This window comes from Ruegeria sp. YTSC199 (genome assembly GCF_059609725.1).
In genome coordinates this window covers 1-17,364 of the sequence record NZ_JBXWMF010000027.1, presented here as the reverse complement: position 1 = coordinate 17,364, position 17,364 = coordinate 1, and the positions used below count along the sequence as shown (strand labels likewise).

The following is a 17,364-nucleotide window of genomic DNA, read 5'->3' as shown; positions in this document are numbered from 1 at the left end:
TAACTCTGTAAAGTGGTATTTGAAGGAGGAATCTAAAAATATCGGGTGAAAAGCATGGCGAAACAGCCGTCTACGATAGGTGCAAGCACCTATCAGCGCATCAAGCGGGATATCATCTTTGGAGAGTTGCAGCCCGGCTCCAAACTGAAGCTGGACGCCTTGAAGGAACGCTACTCGGCAAGCCTTTCGACACTTCGTGAAACGCTGAACAGGCTCGCCAGCGACGGATTTGTCGAAGCTCCCGAGCAACGGGGTTTCCTGGTTACGCCAGTTTCACGAGAAGACCTGACCGAGATTTCAGAACTGCGCGTTCTGTTGGAATGCCACGCGTTGGAGTTGTCCATTGCGAACGGCGACACGGATTGGGAAGGAAACCTGGTTGCCGCACACCACAAACTGCACCTTATGGAACAACAGCTTCTCAAGGGCGACGAGTCCGAGAAAGAAACCTGGAAACGATATGATTGGGAGTTTCACCAAGCGATGATCGCGGCCTGCAACTCCAAGAACCTTCTGTCTCTGCACTCAATCATCTACGACAAGTATCTGCGGTATCAGATGCTCGTGCTGACCTATCGCGGCGAAGAGGCAGTCAAGGAGCACAAGGGCATGTTCGATGCCGCATTGGTCAGAGACGCGGACACGGCTAAGAAGCTGTTGGAAGATCATATCCGAAATGGCCTCGCTCACACGTTGGAGGCTATGTAAGGCGCCATGCTGATTGCGTGCTTCGACGTCTTCAGGTCGATTTGGCAGGGAATATCTCAAAATTCTACGTCTAAATCGAGAAGTCTGTGAACGGCCCATTGCGGTCGTAGAGAAAGCATCACTGAGCTGCTGTCAGCACTGCCAACCCGGACCTTTGCCGCGACTGCAAGAGATCGGACATGCGGTACTAACGCTTAGAGCAAATTCTCATACTGCCTCAAAAAATCCAATTCAATTTAGCCAAACAGCAATCAAGCATGCACCTCGGACCTCGATTCATCTAACCGCTCAATGTCAATCTCAGCCAGAGAAGAAATGACATAATCTGCGGCAGTTAATTCACTTTCGTGTTCTTCGTGAAGAAGACCGATACAATAGAAACCACCATTCTTTGCCGCTTCGATCCCGGACGTAGAATCCTCAATCACAACACATTCGTCCACCGTCAGACCAAGTCCGCTGGCTGCGGCGAGGAAAATATCCGGGCTGGGTTTCCCATTTTCGACATCGTCGCCTCCGATTACAATCGGGAAGGCATCCAACAGCCCGGCTTTTTCAAGAACGGATCGAACGTTGGCGCTGCTGGAAGCAGCGGCCAGCCCGTAACCCTCGGACTGGCATTGCCTGACAAGTTGAACCGCTGCATCGAAAACCCGGAACTCTCCTCGCTCGATCATTTCAACATAGTAGTCATTTTTTTTGTCGGCGGCGGTTCTGACTTCGTTTTCCGAATGCCGTGTCATGACCGCACGAGCTCCGTCGTAGCGGGGGCGACCGTCGACAAGGCGTCGATATTCAGGCTTGCCAAACTCATACCCGTGTTCTTCAAACATACGTTTCCAGGCCGCAAAATGCGCCGGCACGGTGTCGACCAAAACACCATCGAGGTCGAAGATTAGTCCTTTGGTCGGCATGCTGAGCCTCCTGGTTCGAGCCTGTGTCAGAAACACGTAGCATGTCGGGATTTTTCTTCAATTGGCTGGCATGTGAATGTTTATCTGGCATAGTTATTCCTACCGCCAGGATCCACTTACCGGACAATGTTGGGCCAAATGATTGACGTAAAGAAGCTGCCCTTTGAAGATCGTGCCCAGTGCGCTGCTTATATGCGTGCAACGCACAACATGTCACAGGTGGAGATCGGCACCGTTCTTGGTGGCCTGTCTCAACCGCAAGTGTCGCGATTGCTGAAACATGCTGAGCGGCAAAACTACCTCGTCATCGAACAGCGCTTCGTCAAAGAGCAATTCTCGGATGAGTGGATCCGCCAGATGGACGAATTACTGGCTCCTTCAGGGCTGAATTCAGACCTGAAAGAGTTTTGCGACAAGAACAAACTCAGGCCACCTCGACTTGGAGTTTTCGAAAGCGGCCCGGGAAACACCGAGGCGGCCCTGGCACAGCGCCGTACCAGATTCGGACGAACCGCCTCCGGAAGATTGACAGAACTGATCGAAAAATCAGACGTTATCGGCGTTGCTTGGGGACGGACAATCAAGTCTTTGGCGGAGGGGATCGCCGCCTCAAGGCAGCCCATAGATAAATCGCGCAAGACTGAATTCGCGGCGGTTTGCGCCGAATTGGTGTCGTTGGCGCAGCACGGATACTCTGCCAGCCGGCTTGCCGGAACGTTTGATGAGCTGTTTAACGAAAAGCAGGAGGAAAGCCCCCAACTGACCGGCTTCCCGGCTTACATTCCCCGCCACTACGACGAGACCATGCGCCGCTCCATTTGGCAGTATATCTCTGACACGCCGGGATTTCACCGCGTGTTTTCGGGACCCGACGCGTTGATTGACAAAATGGACATGCTGATCTCCAGCGTAGGGTCTTCAAGCACGCCGGTTCTGGGTAGTTTCGAAGAATTGGTTCAGGCAGGCGGTTTGAGGGCAGATGACCTCAGGCATCTGGTTGTGGGTGACCTTGGTGGCATTTTAATTCCGAGAACGGGAATATCCCAAATCAAGATGGACCTGATTGACGAATTGAACGGGCTATGGACCGGGATCAAAACAGAGCACGTAAAGGCAATAGCAGATCGGGCTTTTGACGATCCCAATCAAAGTGGTGTCGTCGTCGTCGCAATTCAAAAAGAACGTGGTGATACGGTGTTTGAACTAGTCTCCAGAGGTCTTGTAAACGAATTGCTCATAGATCATGCCGCCGCTGAACAGTTGCATCGTCGAGTTGCAGAGGCACTTACGGACTGACCGCATCACCTCGGCTTGGTCGGCTACTACCGCCTGACTCAAAACGGTAATCGTTACGCTGGCTGTGGCGCGAAGACAACGTCCTCTCCGGCGACCAAAATAACAGGGCGTCCCATTACTTCGATCCCTTCTCGGCTGCCGGATGGGGCAATGAACCGAAAGCGACATTCGTCATGAGAAATCGTAACCTCAACATCATTCCCCTGCCATTTCAGGTTAAACCGGATGCCGGACCATGCCTCGGGTAGCCAGGGTTTGAATGTCATCTTGCCATGCTTGACCCGAAAACCGCCAAAGCCGCACACAAGCGTCTGCCAGGTGCCACCTGCTGAGGCAATGTGCATTCCATCCTGCGTGTTGCCCTGATTGTTAACCAGATCAACATAAGCTGAACGCTCAAAATAGCGATGGGCAGAAGAAATGTCGCCGACTTCGATCCCCATGATTGAATGAATGGCCGGGCTGAGAGACGATTTGTGCATCGTACGTTTTTCGTAAAACGCATAATTTGCTGCTTTGACGTCGTCTGAAAACTCGTCAGGCAAGAGATAGTTCAACATGATCACGTCTGGTTGCTTGAGCAGCATTGAACCATTCAGTGAGAAGTGGTCATGCCCTTCGGGATAGACGGGCATATGGTTATTGTCCCATTCGGTAATGGGAATATCCTTGAGCTGGAAATAACCCTCAAACTGTTCGATCAGATTGCGGGACGGATCAAATGGGACATAGATTTTTTCGGCCATTTCCAACCACTGATCCACTTCCTTCCCGGTTAGATCCAACCGAATCCGCAATTCGTCATGAACCGCAGACGAATTTTCACTGAGTTCTCTGAAAACACGTGCCGATTGCTCAAGATGCCATTTCGCCATTCGGTTGGTGAACGTGTTGTTGTCGACATGTTCATGAAACTCGTCCGGCCCGATGACGTTGGTAAGCTCATACCGATCCTTTTTTTCATTCCATTCCAGCCGACTGATCCAGAACCGGCTGGTCTGATACAAAACTTCTGCCCCGAAATCACGAAGGAATTCGTGATCACCCGTCGCCGCAACGTAGCTGAGGATCCCATAAGCGACACAAGCGGTGACGTGGATCTCTTCTTCTCCGGTCCAAATCCGGTTCGCGCCGTCCGCCGTCCATTTTGGCGTTGTCTCCACCCCGGTATCAGCGGATTCCCAAGCGTATTGGGCACCCTCGAATCCGTTCATTCGGGCATTTTCAATCGCGCCCTTCAAAGTGTTGCAACGGTATTTCAGAAGCGCTTTGGCCGTCTCCGGCTGTGTGAAGATGTAAAACGGTAGCAGGAAAATTTCGGTGTCCCAGAAGACGTGGCCTTTATACCCTTCGCCAGACATGGACTTGGCGCCGATGTTCGCGCGCGGGTCGTTTTCGTTGGCGGCAATCAACAGATGATAGATATTGAAACGCATTGCTCGCGTCGCTTCAGGATCACCCGTCACCACGCAATCACAGGCGTCCCATTTCGCTCGCCAAGCTGCTGCGCTTTCGCTCAGACAAGTTGAGAACCCCTTGGCCTGTGCTGTCTCCAGCAACGCTTCGCATTTTGCCGCCACCTCTGCACCGTTCAGGTCTCGTGACGTGAAAATCGACACCAGCTTTTCGAAAGTCAGACTTTGTCCGTTGAGCGCATCAACTGAAACGGCTTGCGAAACCTGTTCATAATCACGGTTTGCGACTTTGAACTCGCTGAAGGAAGGACTATCCAAGGCAGACGCCATGCCAATCGTAATGCCGGTGTCCAGAGTCAGAGCTTCGATATAGGACGCATCGCTGCTTGCATGTGACTGAGTGACCTTCAGGTGTCGGCTTTTGGCCCACTTCTCCCATTTGACCTCGGGATGGAAGACAGGGTTTCTCTGATATGCTGGCAGGCGGTCCAGATTGTATCGATGAGCATCAAGCGCGCTTTCGACAGTGATCTCGGACGAATGGTTCTCTGGCGTGACGATCAGACGAATGCCGCAGATGTGCTGATCGGCAAAACTGGCAAACCGGATGCTGTTAATGCGAGTGCGACGGCCCGTACTGTCTTCAAAAACGGTATCGCGATGCAAAAAACCGGTCTGCAGATCCAATACGCGCTTATGTTCGACAACTTTGCACGTTTGGACATCCAGAGCCTCACCTTCCACACGAACCCGAAGTGGCAACCAGGTAGGAACATTGACCTGATCGATCACAGTCGAGTCATGGTGATCGTATACACCTGCCAGATAGGTGCCAGACAGCTCTCCTTTGTGGCCCTCTTCCAGCGATCCGCGTGTGCCCTGATAACCGTTGCCGACCGTGAAAATGGTCTCTTTGAAGTTCGCATCGTCTAAACTGAATTGCGTTTCTTCGATCAGCCAATCGCGACTGCTCAGCATTATCTGCATGTCAGGCTCCATTCGGTGATGTTTCGGAAAGTTCAGTCGCCGTAGGTTTCGGCAATCTGACGTTCGGTTTCTGCCAATGATCCGTAGACGTCCAACTCGCTGCTCGAGCAGCGCTGCGCCCCGGCACAGTTGCCGAACTGACAGGCTTTGACGAAATCGCGGGTCTTGAGGTAGCCAAAGGCCAAGCCACCAGCAAAGCTATCGCCGCAGCCAGTGGTGTCGACTACATCCTCGACAAGCACGCGCTTGACCAAGTGCTCACGCATCCGGCCGGTCTCGTCTTTGTGGTAGACGGCGCACCCATGCTGATCCAGCGTGACGTAAAGCGCTTTGACACCAAGATCCAAGCAGTGCCGCGCAAACTTGGGCAGCTGGTCCATCGTTAGTTCGCTTATGTCTTGCAGCTCATCTGAACCGTATTCACCCTTGAACCAACTGCATTGAGCTTCTTCCAGGTTCATCTTCAGCAGATCGATATGTGGAAGCCACCGATCTCGGTCGATCCAGAATTTGTGATACCGCTCGCCATGCGCCGAGCAGCCGCTGGTGGGGCCATGCGCATCAAACACAACCAGACCATCGCTGTTAGTCTTGATGTAACGGATTGTCTCCAGCGGTACTTCAAAGTCGGTTATCGGAACGAAAACGAAGGCATCGCAATCCATCAGGTCTTCAATATCCTCTGGCAAGATTGGATTCATGAAACCCGTTTGCTTCTCGTTGCGCCGGTTCTGGTCGACATAGACCAGATCAATCACTGCGCCCTGATCCGCATCTCCGGTAATATGGCTAACATCAAGATGGCGAAATTCGGACAGTAAGCCCCGGATATTTTCGACGTCTGTTTCTCGTACGTGGCTGACCACATTTATTTTTGATCCGTGACCAGCCAGTGAGGACATGCAGACCGCCGTGTACACCGCGCAGCCAAACTTTTCGAATTTCTCACCTTGGTAGCTGGTGATCTTGTCCCTTGGGATCGGGCCAAGTACTGCGACATTGATCTTGTCCGACATTTCGGTCCCTTACACGTTTGCTCTGCTTTTCCGACTGACGCCAACGCCACTATAGCAGCTTCAGTTCTGATAGATTTGCTCGCTGGTATAGAACCCACCTTCGATTACGGTGGCATCGATCGTATCTTTCGTTACTGCAAGGACAGGGGTGATTACCGTCGGGATTTCCGCGAAGCCGTTGTCTATCAGTGTATGTTCACCAATCAGGTCAGTGATTTCCGCGTCTGGAGATTGCGCGATATTGACGGCGATATCAGCCGCCCGATAAGCCAACGGTTTTATCTGCTTCCAAATTTCCAGCGCCTGTACGTCGGTGGCGACCAGCCTGACATTTCTCAAGTCAGCATCTGATCCGGCGACAAAAACCTGTTCCGTTGATGCCAGATCCTCGTCTGACAATGCCGCCAGAACACCGAATGCAAGTCCGCTGTTATTTGCGATAAAGGCATCGATATCGTTGTCATATTCGACCAGTAGATTCTCGGTGGTGTCTCGCGCCATATCTGAAGACCAGTCAACGTGGCTGCGATCAGCGACAAGTTCTAACCCCGGGTAATCCGCAATGACCTTAAGCACGCCGCTGCTCAGTGCTTCAGCATTGGCGTCGCCAGGTTGACCCCGGATCAGGGCGATGCGACCTGCCACCCCGCCACGTGTTTCATTCAACCAGTCAACCATGGCCTCGGCCTGCAACTGTCCTACCGCCCAGCTGTCCTGCATAACCATGACATCAAGTGGACCGCCCTGAAGCATCGAGTCATATCCGACAACTTTGACCCCCTGATCATGGGCCAGATCAACAAGGGCTCCGGCAGTCGCGGTGTTGACGGGTTGCAGAACCAAGACGTCCACTCCGAGATCCAGCATTTCCTCGACCTGCTGCAACTGGCGCAATGGATCATTGCCGCTGCTGTCGAATATCACGTTTGCCCCTTGGGATTCCGCACGTGCAGTGAACAAAGATTTGTCAGTCTGATATCTATCTTCCTGCATGGTCTTGAGCAGAAAACCGATTGTAACGTCGTCTTGTGCTGCCACAATCGTAGGAAAAGATGCCGATAGAAGGCCGGCCAAGCCCAACGCTCTAAGGCCATTTGTGCGTAAGGTTGCTGTAATGGACGGTACCATCGCTCACCTCCCAATTGTCATTCAGGATTTCGGGGATTTTGGCGGTGCCCCCGGTACGCTAACCAGGGGCTGTTCCACCTCATTTCTTTTTCTGCATCACATCGAACCACACAGCGAGGATGATGATCAGGCCTTTGATGATCAGCTGATAGAACGTCACCACTCCCAGCAGGCTCATGCCGTTGTTCAGAACGCCGATCAGCAAAGCACCGATGATGGTTCCGCTCACCCTGCCCGAGCCACCCGCCAGACTTGTGCCGCCAATGACAACTGCGGCAATCGCGTCCAGTTCGAACATGGTACCCAGGTTGGGGGATGCACCATTCAAACGCGAGGCAAGGATAATTCCGGCCAGTGCCGACAGTACCGAGATGACTGTGTAAACGATCATCTTGGTGCGAACGACATTGATACCGGACAAGCGTGCCGCATCTTCGTTTCCGCCAAGTGCGTAGAGGCGGCGGCCAAAGCGGGTGCTATTGAGCGTGTAGATCCCGGCAAACGCTATGACTGCAAAGATCGCAACGGGAACAGGGATACCCTTGTAGCTGGTGAACACGTGGAAAGCCAAAGCAAAACCACCGATCATAACGGCACCATTGACCAGCAATTCCTGCATGTTCACTTCTACGCCATGCGCCCGGCTTTGCTGCACATCCCGGAAGATCGAATAAACAGCAAGCGCAGCACACACGATCAAAACGATGCTGGACATCATCGGCGGGATATAAGCGCCACCAATTAGCGGAAACACGTCACTTGTTACCGGTACAGAACTGCCGTTGGTCAAGGTCAGTGCCAAACCACGTGCAATGGTCAGCATGCCAAGGGTTATGATGAAGGGTGGTATGTTGAACTTGGCTATCCAGAACCCGTTCCACGCGCCGATACCAACGCCAACGACCAAAAGCGTCGCAGGAACCGCCAGAACTGTTGGCACTCCGTATTGCATCATCAGTGTGCACACCACAGCCGATAAGCCGACGACAGAGCCCACGGAAAGGTCTATACCGGCAATGAGGATGACCATGGTCATACCTACGGCAATGATCCCGATGATGGTCACCTGACGGGACAGGTTGCTGAGGTTGCGCGCGGTAAAGAACGCATCGTCGGCAAAGCTAAGCCCGATGACCAGCACGATCAGCGCAATCAGCGTCGCGTTGTCCTTGACGAAGTTTATCAGGTGGTTTTCCTTGGCGCCGTTGACGCCAACACCTGCAACGTTGCTGTCAGCACTCATTTTGCTTCCTCCCTTATGCGCTGCCGGTGGCATACGCCATGATTGCTTCTTTCTTTGCGTCGTCCCGTTCAAAGTTCGACACAATCTCGCCTTCGCACATCACCAGAATCCGGTCGCACATGCCCAAAACCTCAGGCAGCTCAGATGAGATCATGATGACGGTCACGCCTTGCTGAACCAACTCGTTCAGCAGCTTGTAAATCTCGACCTTGGCGCCGATATCGATCCCGCGCGTGGGTTCATCCAGAATGAACACATCCGGCCTGGAATTCAGCCATTTACCCAGAATGACCTTTTGCTGATTACCCCCGCTGAGCGTGCCGATAACCGTGTCAATTGACGGCGTTTTCACACCGAGCTGATCGACGTATTCCTTAACGACCTTGCGCTCTTGCTGGGTGTTGATGATGCCCAGAACTTTCGAGCTGATCGTCTCAAGCGACGAAATCGTCGTGTTGAACGAAATGGACTTGTCCAGAAACAGACCCAGTGCCTTGCGATCTTCGGTCAGCAAGGCAATGCCGGCTTCAATCGCGTCTTTCGGCGATTTGATCTCCAGCTTCTGCCCGTTCAGCTTAACCTCGCCTGTTGTCTGGTCCGGGTAGGCTCCGAACACGCCACCAACCAATTCGGTCCGACCCGCACCCATCAGCCCCGAGATACCCAGAATTTCACCCTTGCGGGCAACAAAGCTGGCATTCTTAACCAAATAACTCCCCGGCATATCGGGGTTCGTGACAGACAGATCGTTAACTTCCAGGGTCACTTCACCTGGGGTGAAATCGATCTTGGGGAACATGTCTTTGATATCGCGGCCAACCATTCGGGCGATGATTTGATCAAGAGTGATATCTGCGATCGGAGTAACTTCACCGATGGTTTGACCATCACGCAGAACTGCAATCCGGTCGGCAATCTGCTCAATCTCTTCCATTTTGTGCGAGATGTAGCACATGCAGACACCATCTGCCTTCAGCTTGCGGATGATACGGAAAAGGTCTTTGACTTCCTTGTCCGTAAGGGCAGAGGTCGGCTCATCCAGCACAAGAATTTCCGCTTTTAGGGACAGAGCCTTGGCGATCTCGACCATTTGCTGCTTGCCCACGGTGATGTTCTGCACCAAATCGGTCGGTCGAATGTCATTGATACCCAACTCGGTCAGCAGCTTCTGTGTTTCCGCAAAAGTCTGGTTCCAATTTATCCGGCCTTTGGAATCAGTGAACTGGCGATCAAGAAATATATTTTCCGCAACGGATAAGCCGGGGATCAGATTGAGTTCCTGATAGATGATGCCAATTCCGGCGGCCTCGGCTTCCTTAGTGTTGGCAAAACGAACCCTCTCCCCCCGCAAATAGATATCGCCTTCGTAGGTTGGATAGGGCCAAACCCCACTGAGCACTTTCATCAACGTGGATTTGCCTGCTCCGTTTTCTCCCATCAACGCCAGAAGTTCGCCCGAACGGGCTTCAAAATTGACATTGTTCAGGGCGCGAACACCGGGAAAATCCTTGATGATACCCTGCATTTTCAGGACGACTTCAGACATGCTTTTTCCCATCACATTCAGAAAGGTGTTTCAGACAATCCCCACCCTGCGCGGCAATTTTGCCCGAGGTATCTAAGGAAGGAGGGCACCATTTAGCTGCGCGCGGGGAGTACACGCATTGGGAGCTAAATGGCGAAACGCCCTCCTTCAGGAAACAGACCCGGGGATCAGTTCCCGTAGACTTCTTCCTTGGAATAGAAGCCGCCAGCGATGATCGTGTCATCGATGTTGTCCTGCGTCACAAGCGTGATCGGAGTGACAATCGTCGGCACGTCGGCGAAGCCGTTGTTGATAACCTTGTCGACTTCAACCAAATCAGCCGGGGCTGTATCCGGGTCCTTTGCGAGTGCCACGGCCACTTCTGCCGCAGTTTCGGCCAGCGGATCGATCTGCTTCCAAATTTCAACCGCCTGCTTGCCTTGCGCAACGTATTGGATATTGGCCAGATCGGCGTCAGAACCAGCGACAAACACCTTATCAGATGACGCCAGACCCTGTGCTTCCAGCGCCGCGATAACACCTCGTGCCATGCCACTGTTGTTGGCGATAAAGGCATCAATGCCGTTGCTGTTTGAGGTCAGCGTGTTTTCAGCAGTTGCCATGGCCTTTTCCGACGACCACCCTTCGTGTGCCTGGTTGGTCACCAGTTCCAATCCTGGATTGGCCTCAACGATTTCCAGAACGCCGCTGCTCATGGCAATAGCGTTGGAGTCGCCAGGCTGGCCTTGAATTAGAGCGATCTTTCCGGAAACCTCTCCGTTCTTGTCGGTGAGCCATTCAACCATGGCTTCGCCCTGCAAGCGACCGACAGCCCAGCTGTCCTGCATAACCATCGCATCCAACGGCCCATCCACCAGCATTGAGTCATACCCAACGACGCGGACGCCCTCGCTGTTGGCCATGCTGACCATGCTTCCGGCAGTACCAGTATTCACAGGCTGCAACACAATAACCTCTGCACCCTTGGCAAGCATGTTTTCGAATTTCGCCAGCTGGGTCAGTTCATCATTGTTTGCTGAATCAAAGATAACTTCAGCGCCCAACTCCTCTGCTTTCGCAGTAAATGCAGCGCGGTCACGCTTGTAGCGTTCTTCCTGCATGGTTTTCAGCAGGAACCCAATTTTTACATCGCCCGCATTTGCGGTTCCCGCGGTCAATGCGACAGCGGCAACAGAAAGCAGGGCAGCTCTACGGGTAATGGTCTGCAATAGGGACATAATTCCTCCAGTGTATGTTCCTTGGCTGCCGGACCGCTTGGGTCGACAGCACGAACTGCTTCGCAAATTGTGCTGGATGCCGGTTAACCGGTGGGATCAAGCGTCAATCTCAAAGCGATAACGCTAACATAGCACCGCAAAATGAGCTCGAAATTTGTATAATTAGCAAGAATACTTATTCGAAAACACCATTGAGTTCTCTGCATTTGAAGATACTATGTATATAAAACAGCACCTTAATGACTTCCGACTTATTGATAAAAGCCATTGAAAACTCTCGAATATGTTGCGGCCGAGTTGAGTCTTGATCGCGAAATGGTATTCAAAGCCTCGAAGTCGGCAATCGTACGTCCTACTGAGAATGTCGGGGGAAAATCGTCTCGCGCTTTCCGTATTAGAGCGCTCAAGTAGCTAACATAGATCCAAGCAAAAGCTTCCTTCACACCAAAAGTCAATTTATGGCAAGCGCTGTTGAATGGCCGCTTACCGAGACTGTGAATGGTTTTTTTGCAGGAGCAGCGAAAGACCGCTTTCCGCCCTGGTTTCAAAACCACTTTGCCGGGAACCGTAGCAATAGCCGGTCGAGTTCATTGTTTTGCTCCGGCTCGAGCTCGGACCTTAGTTCTTGCATCGAAGGCACCCTGCCCCAACGCTTCTCGTGCACGCGTTTGATTGAAAACAGGTTCGTTCGGCGTTTTAGAATGGTTGCGATCAGACCGTGAGTTTTTCGGCGTACAGCGATCGAAGAAGCGCGGTAAGGCCGATCCATTGAGGTGATGCAGCGAGGGTTTGGTTGCGCCGGAAACGCGACGCTAGAAAAGAGGTCTATAGGTGCGCGTTCGAGTCGGATTGATTTCATCAGAACATTTGCAAATGCCATAGCGAAGTCTCTGAATTCGCTTTTGTTCTTGGTATTTGATCGCTCCGACAGGCTCTTTTCAAACGCCAATTCCAGTTGGATTACCTCATTCCAGGCTATCTGCACATTATGGTTGTCGCGCAGCTCCAAGACGGTCGAAGAAGACATGTCGGGTAGTCCAAGCTGCGTCGAATAGAGTGAGCCGCAAGCACTACATGCGAGAACGACATTGCTACCGTTAAATACGAATGCCGGTTCGGCTTCACGATCATGGCATTTCATGCAATGGGTGGTAAGCGGCCTCCTGTGAGCCACACAGAATGTGCGGGCGGTCATCCTCCAAGCCAGCCGCATGAATTGGTCATGGCCGTTGAGCTGGTCGCGAAGCAGGCAACGCGGGCACCACGCAAACGAAGGCGCCTTGCTGAAGCGGTCCGAGCCCAAGTGTTTCCCCCCTGCCCGCCTCAGCCACTTTGTGTGAACGCTAGGGCTGGTGCCTGGTAAGGTCAGCAGTTCCAGCCTGCGTTTTTCCGGGTCCAGTGCATCGTTCAAGCCAGCCAAAATGACACCATGATCCAGTGCATCCAGATCCTCGGGAAGTCTAGTGAAACTCTGATGTCTCGCTAATGGGAACAGCTCCCGAAGGTAGGATAAGGGATCTGTCGAATTCATCGAAGCCGCGCGACCTACGAACGAATTCAGGCTTTCCATCGCATAGGGTGTGACGTTCATAACGGCCATTCCTAACTGCGATGGCTTACCCAGGTGTCGAAATCCAAGCGCTCACTGCCAGACACAATCGCATAGATCGCGAAACCAGTGAGCACCTGCATCACATTTTTGCAGATACCATTCGACTTCCTGATGATGGCCTTGCGTAGCTTTGGATCGCGGGTCAGTGCCCCCTTCTCCTGTACGGGGCACCATCGTTCAAACCCGCCTAGAAACTCGATGAAATCATCCTCGCGGGATGTCCAGGCACGATACTGATAATGTACTGCTCGCCCCAGGGTTTGCTCATCTTCCAGCGCCCATCGCCAAATACGTGGAGCACCCGTCAGAACGACCCTGATATCGTATTCGGAAATCAGGTAGTGGACGTAGTTTTGATAGGAAATTCGTTGGTGTTTCTGAAAGCTATAGGTGCGGTGAAAGTCCTCTAAAATGACGAGTCTCGTATTCAGATGTCTCAGTAACTCGAGCGTTTTGGGGTAGGAAGACCGGCGTGTCATTGGGCCATAGCCCGGGATGCCAAGCTGCGCACGAAGTGCATCACAGTAGTCAATAAAGTTGCCGCTTGGATGGATGAGTTGGTTTACGACCGGGACTGTTTGCTGACCACTTTGTCCCTTAGTCGCGGGTGGGTGTTGGGCCGCAAACTGTTTGATAATGCGGGTCAGCCCCATTCCAGCCGGGGCGGTCAAGAAAACAAGCTTGTTTTCGCAATCCAGCGGCTCATTGAGCAGTTCATTCAATCGGTTTCGAAGGGCGCGAATGGCTGATGTCTCAAAATACGCGCCGTTCCGAACATAACGAATACGCTCTGGAACCGATGCCTGTGACATATCTGGGAAGTGTTGAGATGGAGTTTTGTTCATGACAACTTCCTCGGCACCGAGAAGCTTAGTGGGTCACCAAGATCGCGAATGTCGCGACCATGCGTTTGAGGGTGTCTGTCGAAATGGCTGGTCGCCTTTTTGCGCCGGTTTGCTTCCGCCAGGATCTGTTTCCGATGATCGTGAACCACGGCAGGGTCAGGTGCGTCCATTGCCGCTTGCAGCCTTTTTTCCTTCCGTTTGTTGTGTTCATTCCATTCTTCGAGGGACATTGGATCGCGCGGGAAAAACTCACTTCGGGCTTCGTGAAAGATTTCGTCGTCGGCACTGATGTGTACTGTACGAATGTCAGTGGGATCATACTTGAGCATGACGCTTTTCACGCCGCAGTTTTTCATCTTTTGTAGTTGTTCTGAGCGATAGAACATCCCGAACAATTCCAAACCCTCCCGCTGGATGTTGCGTCTCTCAAACGGGAGAAAATCAAGGCGAAACCGATCCGGATCCATCGGCAGACGCGGACCGGCCTCACTTTCGCGCCAGCTGAAATTCCAGGCGTTCATCGGCGATGTCAGCAGTCGACGGCTCTTATCATGGACGTAGTCGCGGAGGATGAACTCGAGCAGGAGTCTCTCAACGTCAAACAAGGCAAGCCTCGCCTGCTTTTCGGGTTGATAGGTTCCCTTCTTTTCGGTGTTTGAAAAAGTGGTTCCAGGAAGGGTCTGAACGAAGGCCTGGATTGTTCCTATGAAACGCTCGACGTGCCCACCGAGATGCGGCCGCGCCACGGGGCGAAATATGTGCTCGACGCCGTATTGTTCCAGCCCCCAATTGAAGGCTTTGGATTTAAGGTCGGTCCCGTTGTCACTGCTGATCACGAGGGGCAGCCCATACACCGGCCATTCATACGGAATACCCATTTCCGAAAGGTATTCTGCCTTTGGAAAAACGGATCGATGAAAGGCTTTCATGAGATTGATGGCCGATGGCGCTTCCATCGATAGGTATATTCCGGTCGGCATCCTCGTTGCGATATCCAGCAGAACCGTTAGATATGGTCGTCCTATGCATTCTCCTGTGATTGGATCGATGACCATCAAGTCCAGTTTCGTATGATCAATCTGAACAACCTCTAGCGGATCCTTTACAAGATATTTGCCTCGAACGATCTGATAGGCCTGCCGCGCTGCCCTGCCCCCTTCGCGTTTCAGCTTGAGTAACCGATCCGGCATCGTATCGATCCTGCGGATCAAAGCTGACTTTGAAATCACTGGGTAACCAAGTGCAGCTAGTTCACGGTTGATGTCTTTAACCGCTTTTTTCAGAGATATCTTGTTCCTAGTGAGAAATTCCTTTCGAAGGTAATTACTGATAACGTCCTCTTGCTCACTGATGAGCCTGGTGCTCATTTTTTTGGGACCGGGTTTGGAACGTAGCAACGCAGCAGCCCGGTCATCAAGTTGCGCTCGTTTTAGTAGCCTGTATGCCGCGGATCTCGAAAGACTGTGCGCCCTGCAAAAGTCTTGCACCGCCGCTTTGGTCTGAAATCCAATTTGAAGATATGGGGCAAGGTCTCTGCGAAGCGCAAACGCCCTAGCCCACTCGCGTTCATCGCGAGCATCGTCGATCTTCGACATAGTCGCCTCCTTGTAGCAAGGCACACTGACAGGCTCGAAAAATCGAGTGACAGCCTTGACTTTGAGATTGGATTGGAGAAGATCGAAATGACGGTTGAGAGAAGCCATTCGATCTTTGTGAAAGCCTATGTGTTGGCGCACATAGGTTTTTGCTTTTCTACGTTAGGTCATGTCGCACCTCCCTCTTGCCCATATCGATCAGGCCAAAGTGCGGCGGGAGTCGTTTTCAAACGGATGGCTATTGCCTGCTCTATACGCTTGGAGCGCCTAGCTCCCCTAGCTACGTCTGTGACTGCCGTGTGGGAAACCTCGAGATCCCTCGCTATGGATCTGAGAGTCACACCAGCGGCGGCAAGATCGGCTTTCAGTTTGGAATATGAGTTGTTCATCTTGAAATCTCGAAGCTTCTGTGCAAAGTGAAAGCTGTCAGTGGATTCGAGTCAACCATTTGTTATTAAAAGGTTTTGGCGACAATACTATAACATCGTGGTCCGCGCTATGACGATGTCTCATGTCACATTCGATTTGCCGACTGACAAAATCCACAGGAAAATGACTCGCGGAGTCCGTGTGCCAGTACAAACTTCAAATTGACAAACCAGAAGAGAGGATACGGCTTTCCCAGAATACATCACCCCACAACGCGGCTTGGCCCTCGTAAATCTCGAACTCCACGGATGTGTCGACGTAGATGGCGCAAATGATCTTTGCGATATGGGCTTCATCTCCCCAGTTTTTGTCGCCGGTACCGACAGTGGCGGCCGCACGTTGAGCTTTCAGGCGGTACAGCGAGATTTAGCTGCGCATATCGAAACGGGAAGCATGCTGGCAGCATTGGCGGTTGAACATCCGTTCATCCTCGAAGCCAGGGAACAAATGAACATCGACCAGTTTCTATCCAACGACGTGGTTGTGTTTGACGAGAGCCACCTGAACAAACTGTCACCAGCTGAACTAACGGACGCCTACGCGCGATCCGCAAAGACGTGGCGAGCATGAAAAGTCAAACATCCTACCCTGTCAGAAAGGTGCCCTCGTTTTCGATAGCTTGCACATCCGTATGTAACAATTGGGTACACCACAAAACGACACCCAAATGTGACGCGATCCACCGTCCCGTTAGGGTGGTCAATTCAACTATGTGACAGATTGAAAATCACCCCTACCCTAATGTGATAGATACCAAATGCCCCGCATCGGATACGCCAGAGTCAGCACCACGAGCCAAGATCTCGACATTCAAACTGCAGCACTGAAGAAAGCTGGGTGCGAGATCGTACGGTCTGAGACCGGATCAGGCGCATCGCGTGATGGGCGCGCGGAACTGGAAACCATCTTCGAATTCTTACGCGAAGGCGATGAACTGGTTGTGCATCGACTTGATCGCCTTGGTCGTTCTACACGGGATGTTTTGAACCTGGTGCATGAACTGGATGCCAAAGGCGCTTCTCTGCGGGTTCTTGAACCGGAAGTGAGTACAGCCGGTGACATAGGTCGAATGGTGGTAACAGTGCTCGGCATGGTCGCTGATATGGAACTGAAATTCATCCGCGACAGACAGAGAGCCGGTATTGATGCCGCCAAAGAAAGAGGTGTCTATCGTGGCAGACGAAAACAAGTAGATGACGCACAAATTCGATCTCTTGCGGCTAGCGGGTTATCAAAGGCCCAGATCGCACGCGATTTGGGTGTGTCTCGGATGACTATATATCGCGCGCTCGATTCACCGCTTGGGCCGCAGAATGCTGACGACCCAACAATTGTGGATTGTCCGTTGTCAGGGATTTTGGGACAGATGGCTGCCTGAGCTAAGAGAGGATCTGGCGCATCTGGTTGGTTTGA

At 52.3% G+C, this 17,364-nt stretch carries 15 protein-coding genes; 4 read left to right on the top strand and 11 right to left on the bottom strand.

Features of this window, described 5'->3' with window-relative positions; genetic code table 11:
* The first annotated feature begins 54 nt into the window (after positions 1-54).
* A complete protein-coding gene (locus AC2FEE_RS20455; protein WP_496867170.1) occupies positions 55-708 on the top strand; it encodes a GntR family transcriptional regulator in 654 nt (217 codons plus the stop codon).
* Between the two features lie 251 nt (positions 709-959).
* Here the strand turns inward: AC2FEE_RS20455 and AC2FEE_RS20450 are convergent, their stop codons facing one another.
* Positions 960-1,622, bottom strand: coding sequence for an HAD family hydrolase (locus AC2FEE_RS20450; RefSeq protein WP_496867169.1), 663 nt, complete (start codon positions 1,620-1,622; stop codon positions 960-962).
* A 138-nt stretch (positions 1,623-1,760) separates the two neighbouring features.
* Here AC2FEE_RS20450 and AC2FEE_RS20445 point away from each other — a divergent pair, with 138 nt between their 5' ends.
* Positions 1,761-2,918 (top strand): sugar-binding transcriptional regulator, encoded by a 1,158-nt coding sequence (locus AC2FEE_RS20445; RefSeq protein ID WP_496867168.1) that lies wholly within the window; start codon positions 1,761-1,763, stop codon positions 2,916-2,918.
* Positions 2,919-2,971: 53 nt separating this feature from the next.
* Here AC2FEE_RS20445 and AC2FEE_RS20440 read toward each other — a convergent pair whose 3' ends face one another.
* The 10 genes from AC2FEE_RS20440 to AC2FEE_RS20395 all read right to left on the bottom strand — a co-directional run bounded on the left by AC2FEE_RS20440 (position 2,972) and on the right by AC2FEE_RS20395 (position 15,911).
* Positions 2,972-5,320, bottom strand: coding sequence for a glycoside hydrolase family 65 protein (locus tag AC2FEE_RS20440; RefSeq protein WP_496867167.1), 2,349 nt, complete (start codon positions 5,318-5,320; stop codon positions 2,972-2,974).
* 32 nt (positions 5,321-5,352) lie between these two features.
* A complete protein-coding gene (locus AC2FEE_RS20435; RefSeq protein WP_496867166.1) occupies positions 5,353-6,336 on the bottom strand; it encodes a carbohydrate kinase family protein in 984 nt (327 codons plus the stop codon).
* 60 nt (positions 6,337-6,396) lie between these two features.
* A complete protein-coding gene (locus tag AC2FEE_RS20430) occupies positions 6,397-7,374 on the bottom strand; it encodes a substrate-binding domain-containing protein (RefSeq protein WP_496867165.1) in 978 nt (325 codons plus the stop codon).
* 169 nt (positions 7,375-7,543) lie between these two features.
* Positions 7,544-8,707 (bottom strand): sugar ABC transporter permease, encoded by a 1,164-nt coding sequence (locus AC2FEE_RS20425; protein WP_496867164.1) that lies wholly within the window; start codon positions 8,705-8,707, stop codon positions 7,544-7,546.
* 13 nt (positions 8,708-8,720) lie between these two features.
* On the bottom strand, positions 8,721-10,253 hold the full coding sequence (locus tag AC2FEE_RS20420; protein ID WP_496867163.1) for a sugar ABC transporter ATP-binding protein: 1,533 nt from the start codon (positions 10,251-10,253) through the stop codon (positions 8,721-8,723).
* Between the two features lie 167 nt (positions 10,254-10,420).
* Entirely contained in the window at positions 10,421-11,470 is a 1,050-nt protein-coding gene (locus AC2FEE_RS20415; RefSeq protein WP_496867162.1) for a sugar ABC transporter substrate-binding protein, read from the bottom strand.
* A gap of 544 nt (positions 11,471-12,014) precedes the next feature.
* The gene (locus AC2FEE_RS20410; protein WP_496867161.1) at positions 12,015-13,061 is read right to left on the bottom strand and encodes a TniQ family protein; all 1,047 of its coding nucleotides are present in this window, start codon (positions 13,059-13,061) and stop codon (positions 12,015-12,017) included.
* 11 nt (positions 13,062-13,072) lie between these two features.
* Positions 13,073-13,927, bottom strand: a complete 855-nt coding sequence (locus AC2FEE_RS20405) for a TniB family NTP-binding protein (protein ID WP_496867160.1) — start codon at positions 13,925-13,927, stop codon at positions 13,073-13,075.
* Positions 13,924-15,522 (bottom strand): transposase, encoded by a 1,599-nt coding sequence (locus tag AC2FEE_RS20400; RefSeq protein ID WP_496867159.1) that lies wholly within the window; start codon positions 15,520-15,522, stop codon positions 13,924-13,926. Before AC2FEE_RS20400 ends, AC2FEE_RS20405 begins: the two co-directional genes overlap by 4 nt.
* 167 nt (positions 15,523-15,689) lie before the next feature.
* Entirely contained in the window at positions 15,690-15,911 is a 222-nt protein-coding gene (locus AC2FEE_RS20395; protein WP_496867158.1) for a helix-turn-helix domain-containing protein, read from the bottom strand.
* Positions 15,912-16,236: 325 nt separating this feature from the next.
* Here AC2FEE_RS20395 and AC2FEE_RS20390 point away from each other — a divergent pair, with 325 nt between their 5' ends.
* A complete protein-coding gene (locus tag AC2FEE_RS20390) occupies positions 16,237-16,521 on the top strand; it encodes a hypothetical protein (RefSeq protein WP_496867157.1) in 285 nt (94 codons plus the stop codon).
* 187 nt (positions 16,522-16,708) lie between these two features.
* Entirely contained in the window at positions 16,709-17,329 is a 621-nt protein-coding gene (locus AC2FEE_RS20385; protein ID WP_496867156.1) for a recombinase family protein, read from the top strand.
* Positions 17,330-17,364: the final 35 nt, after the last annotated feature.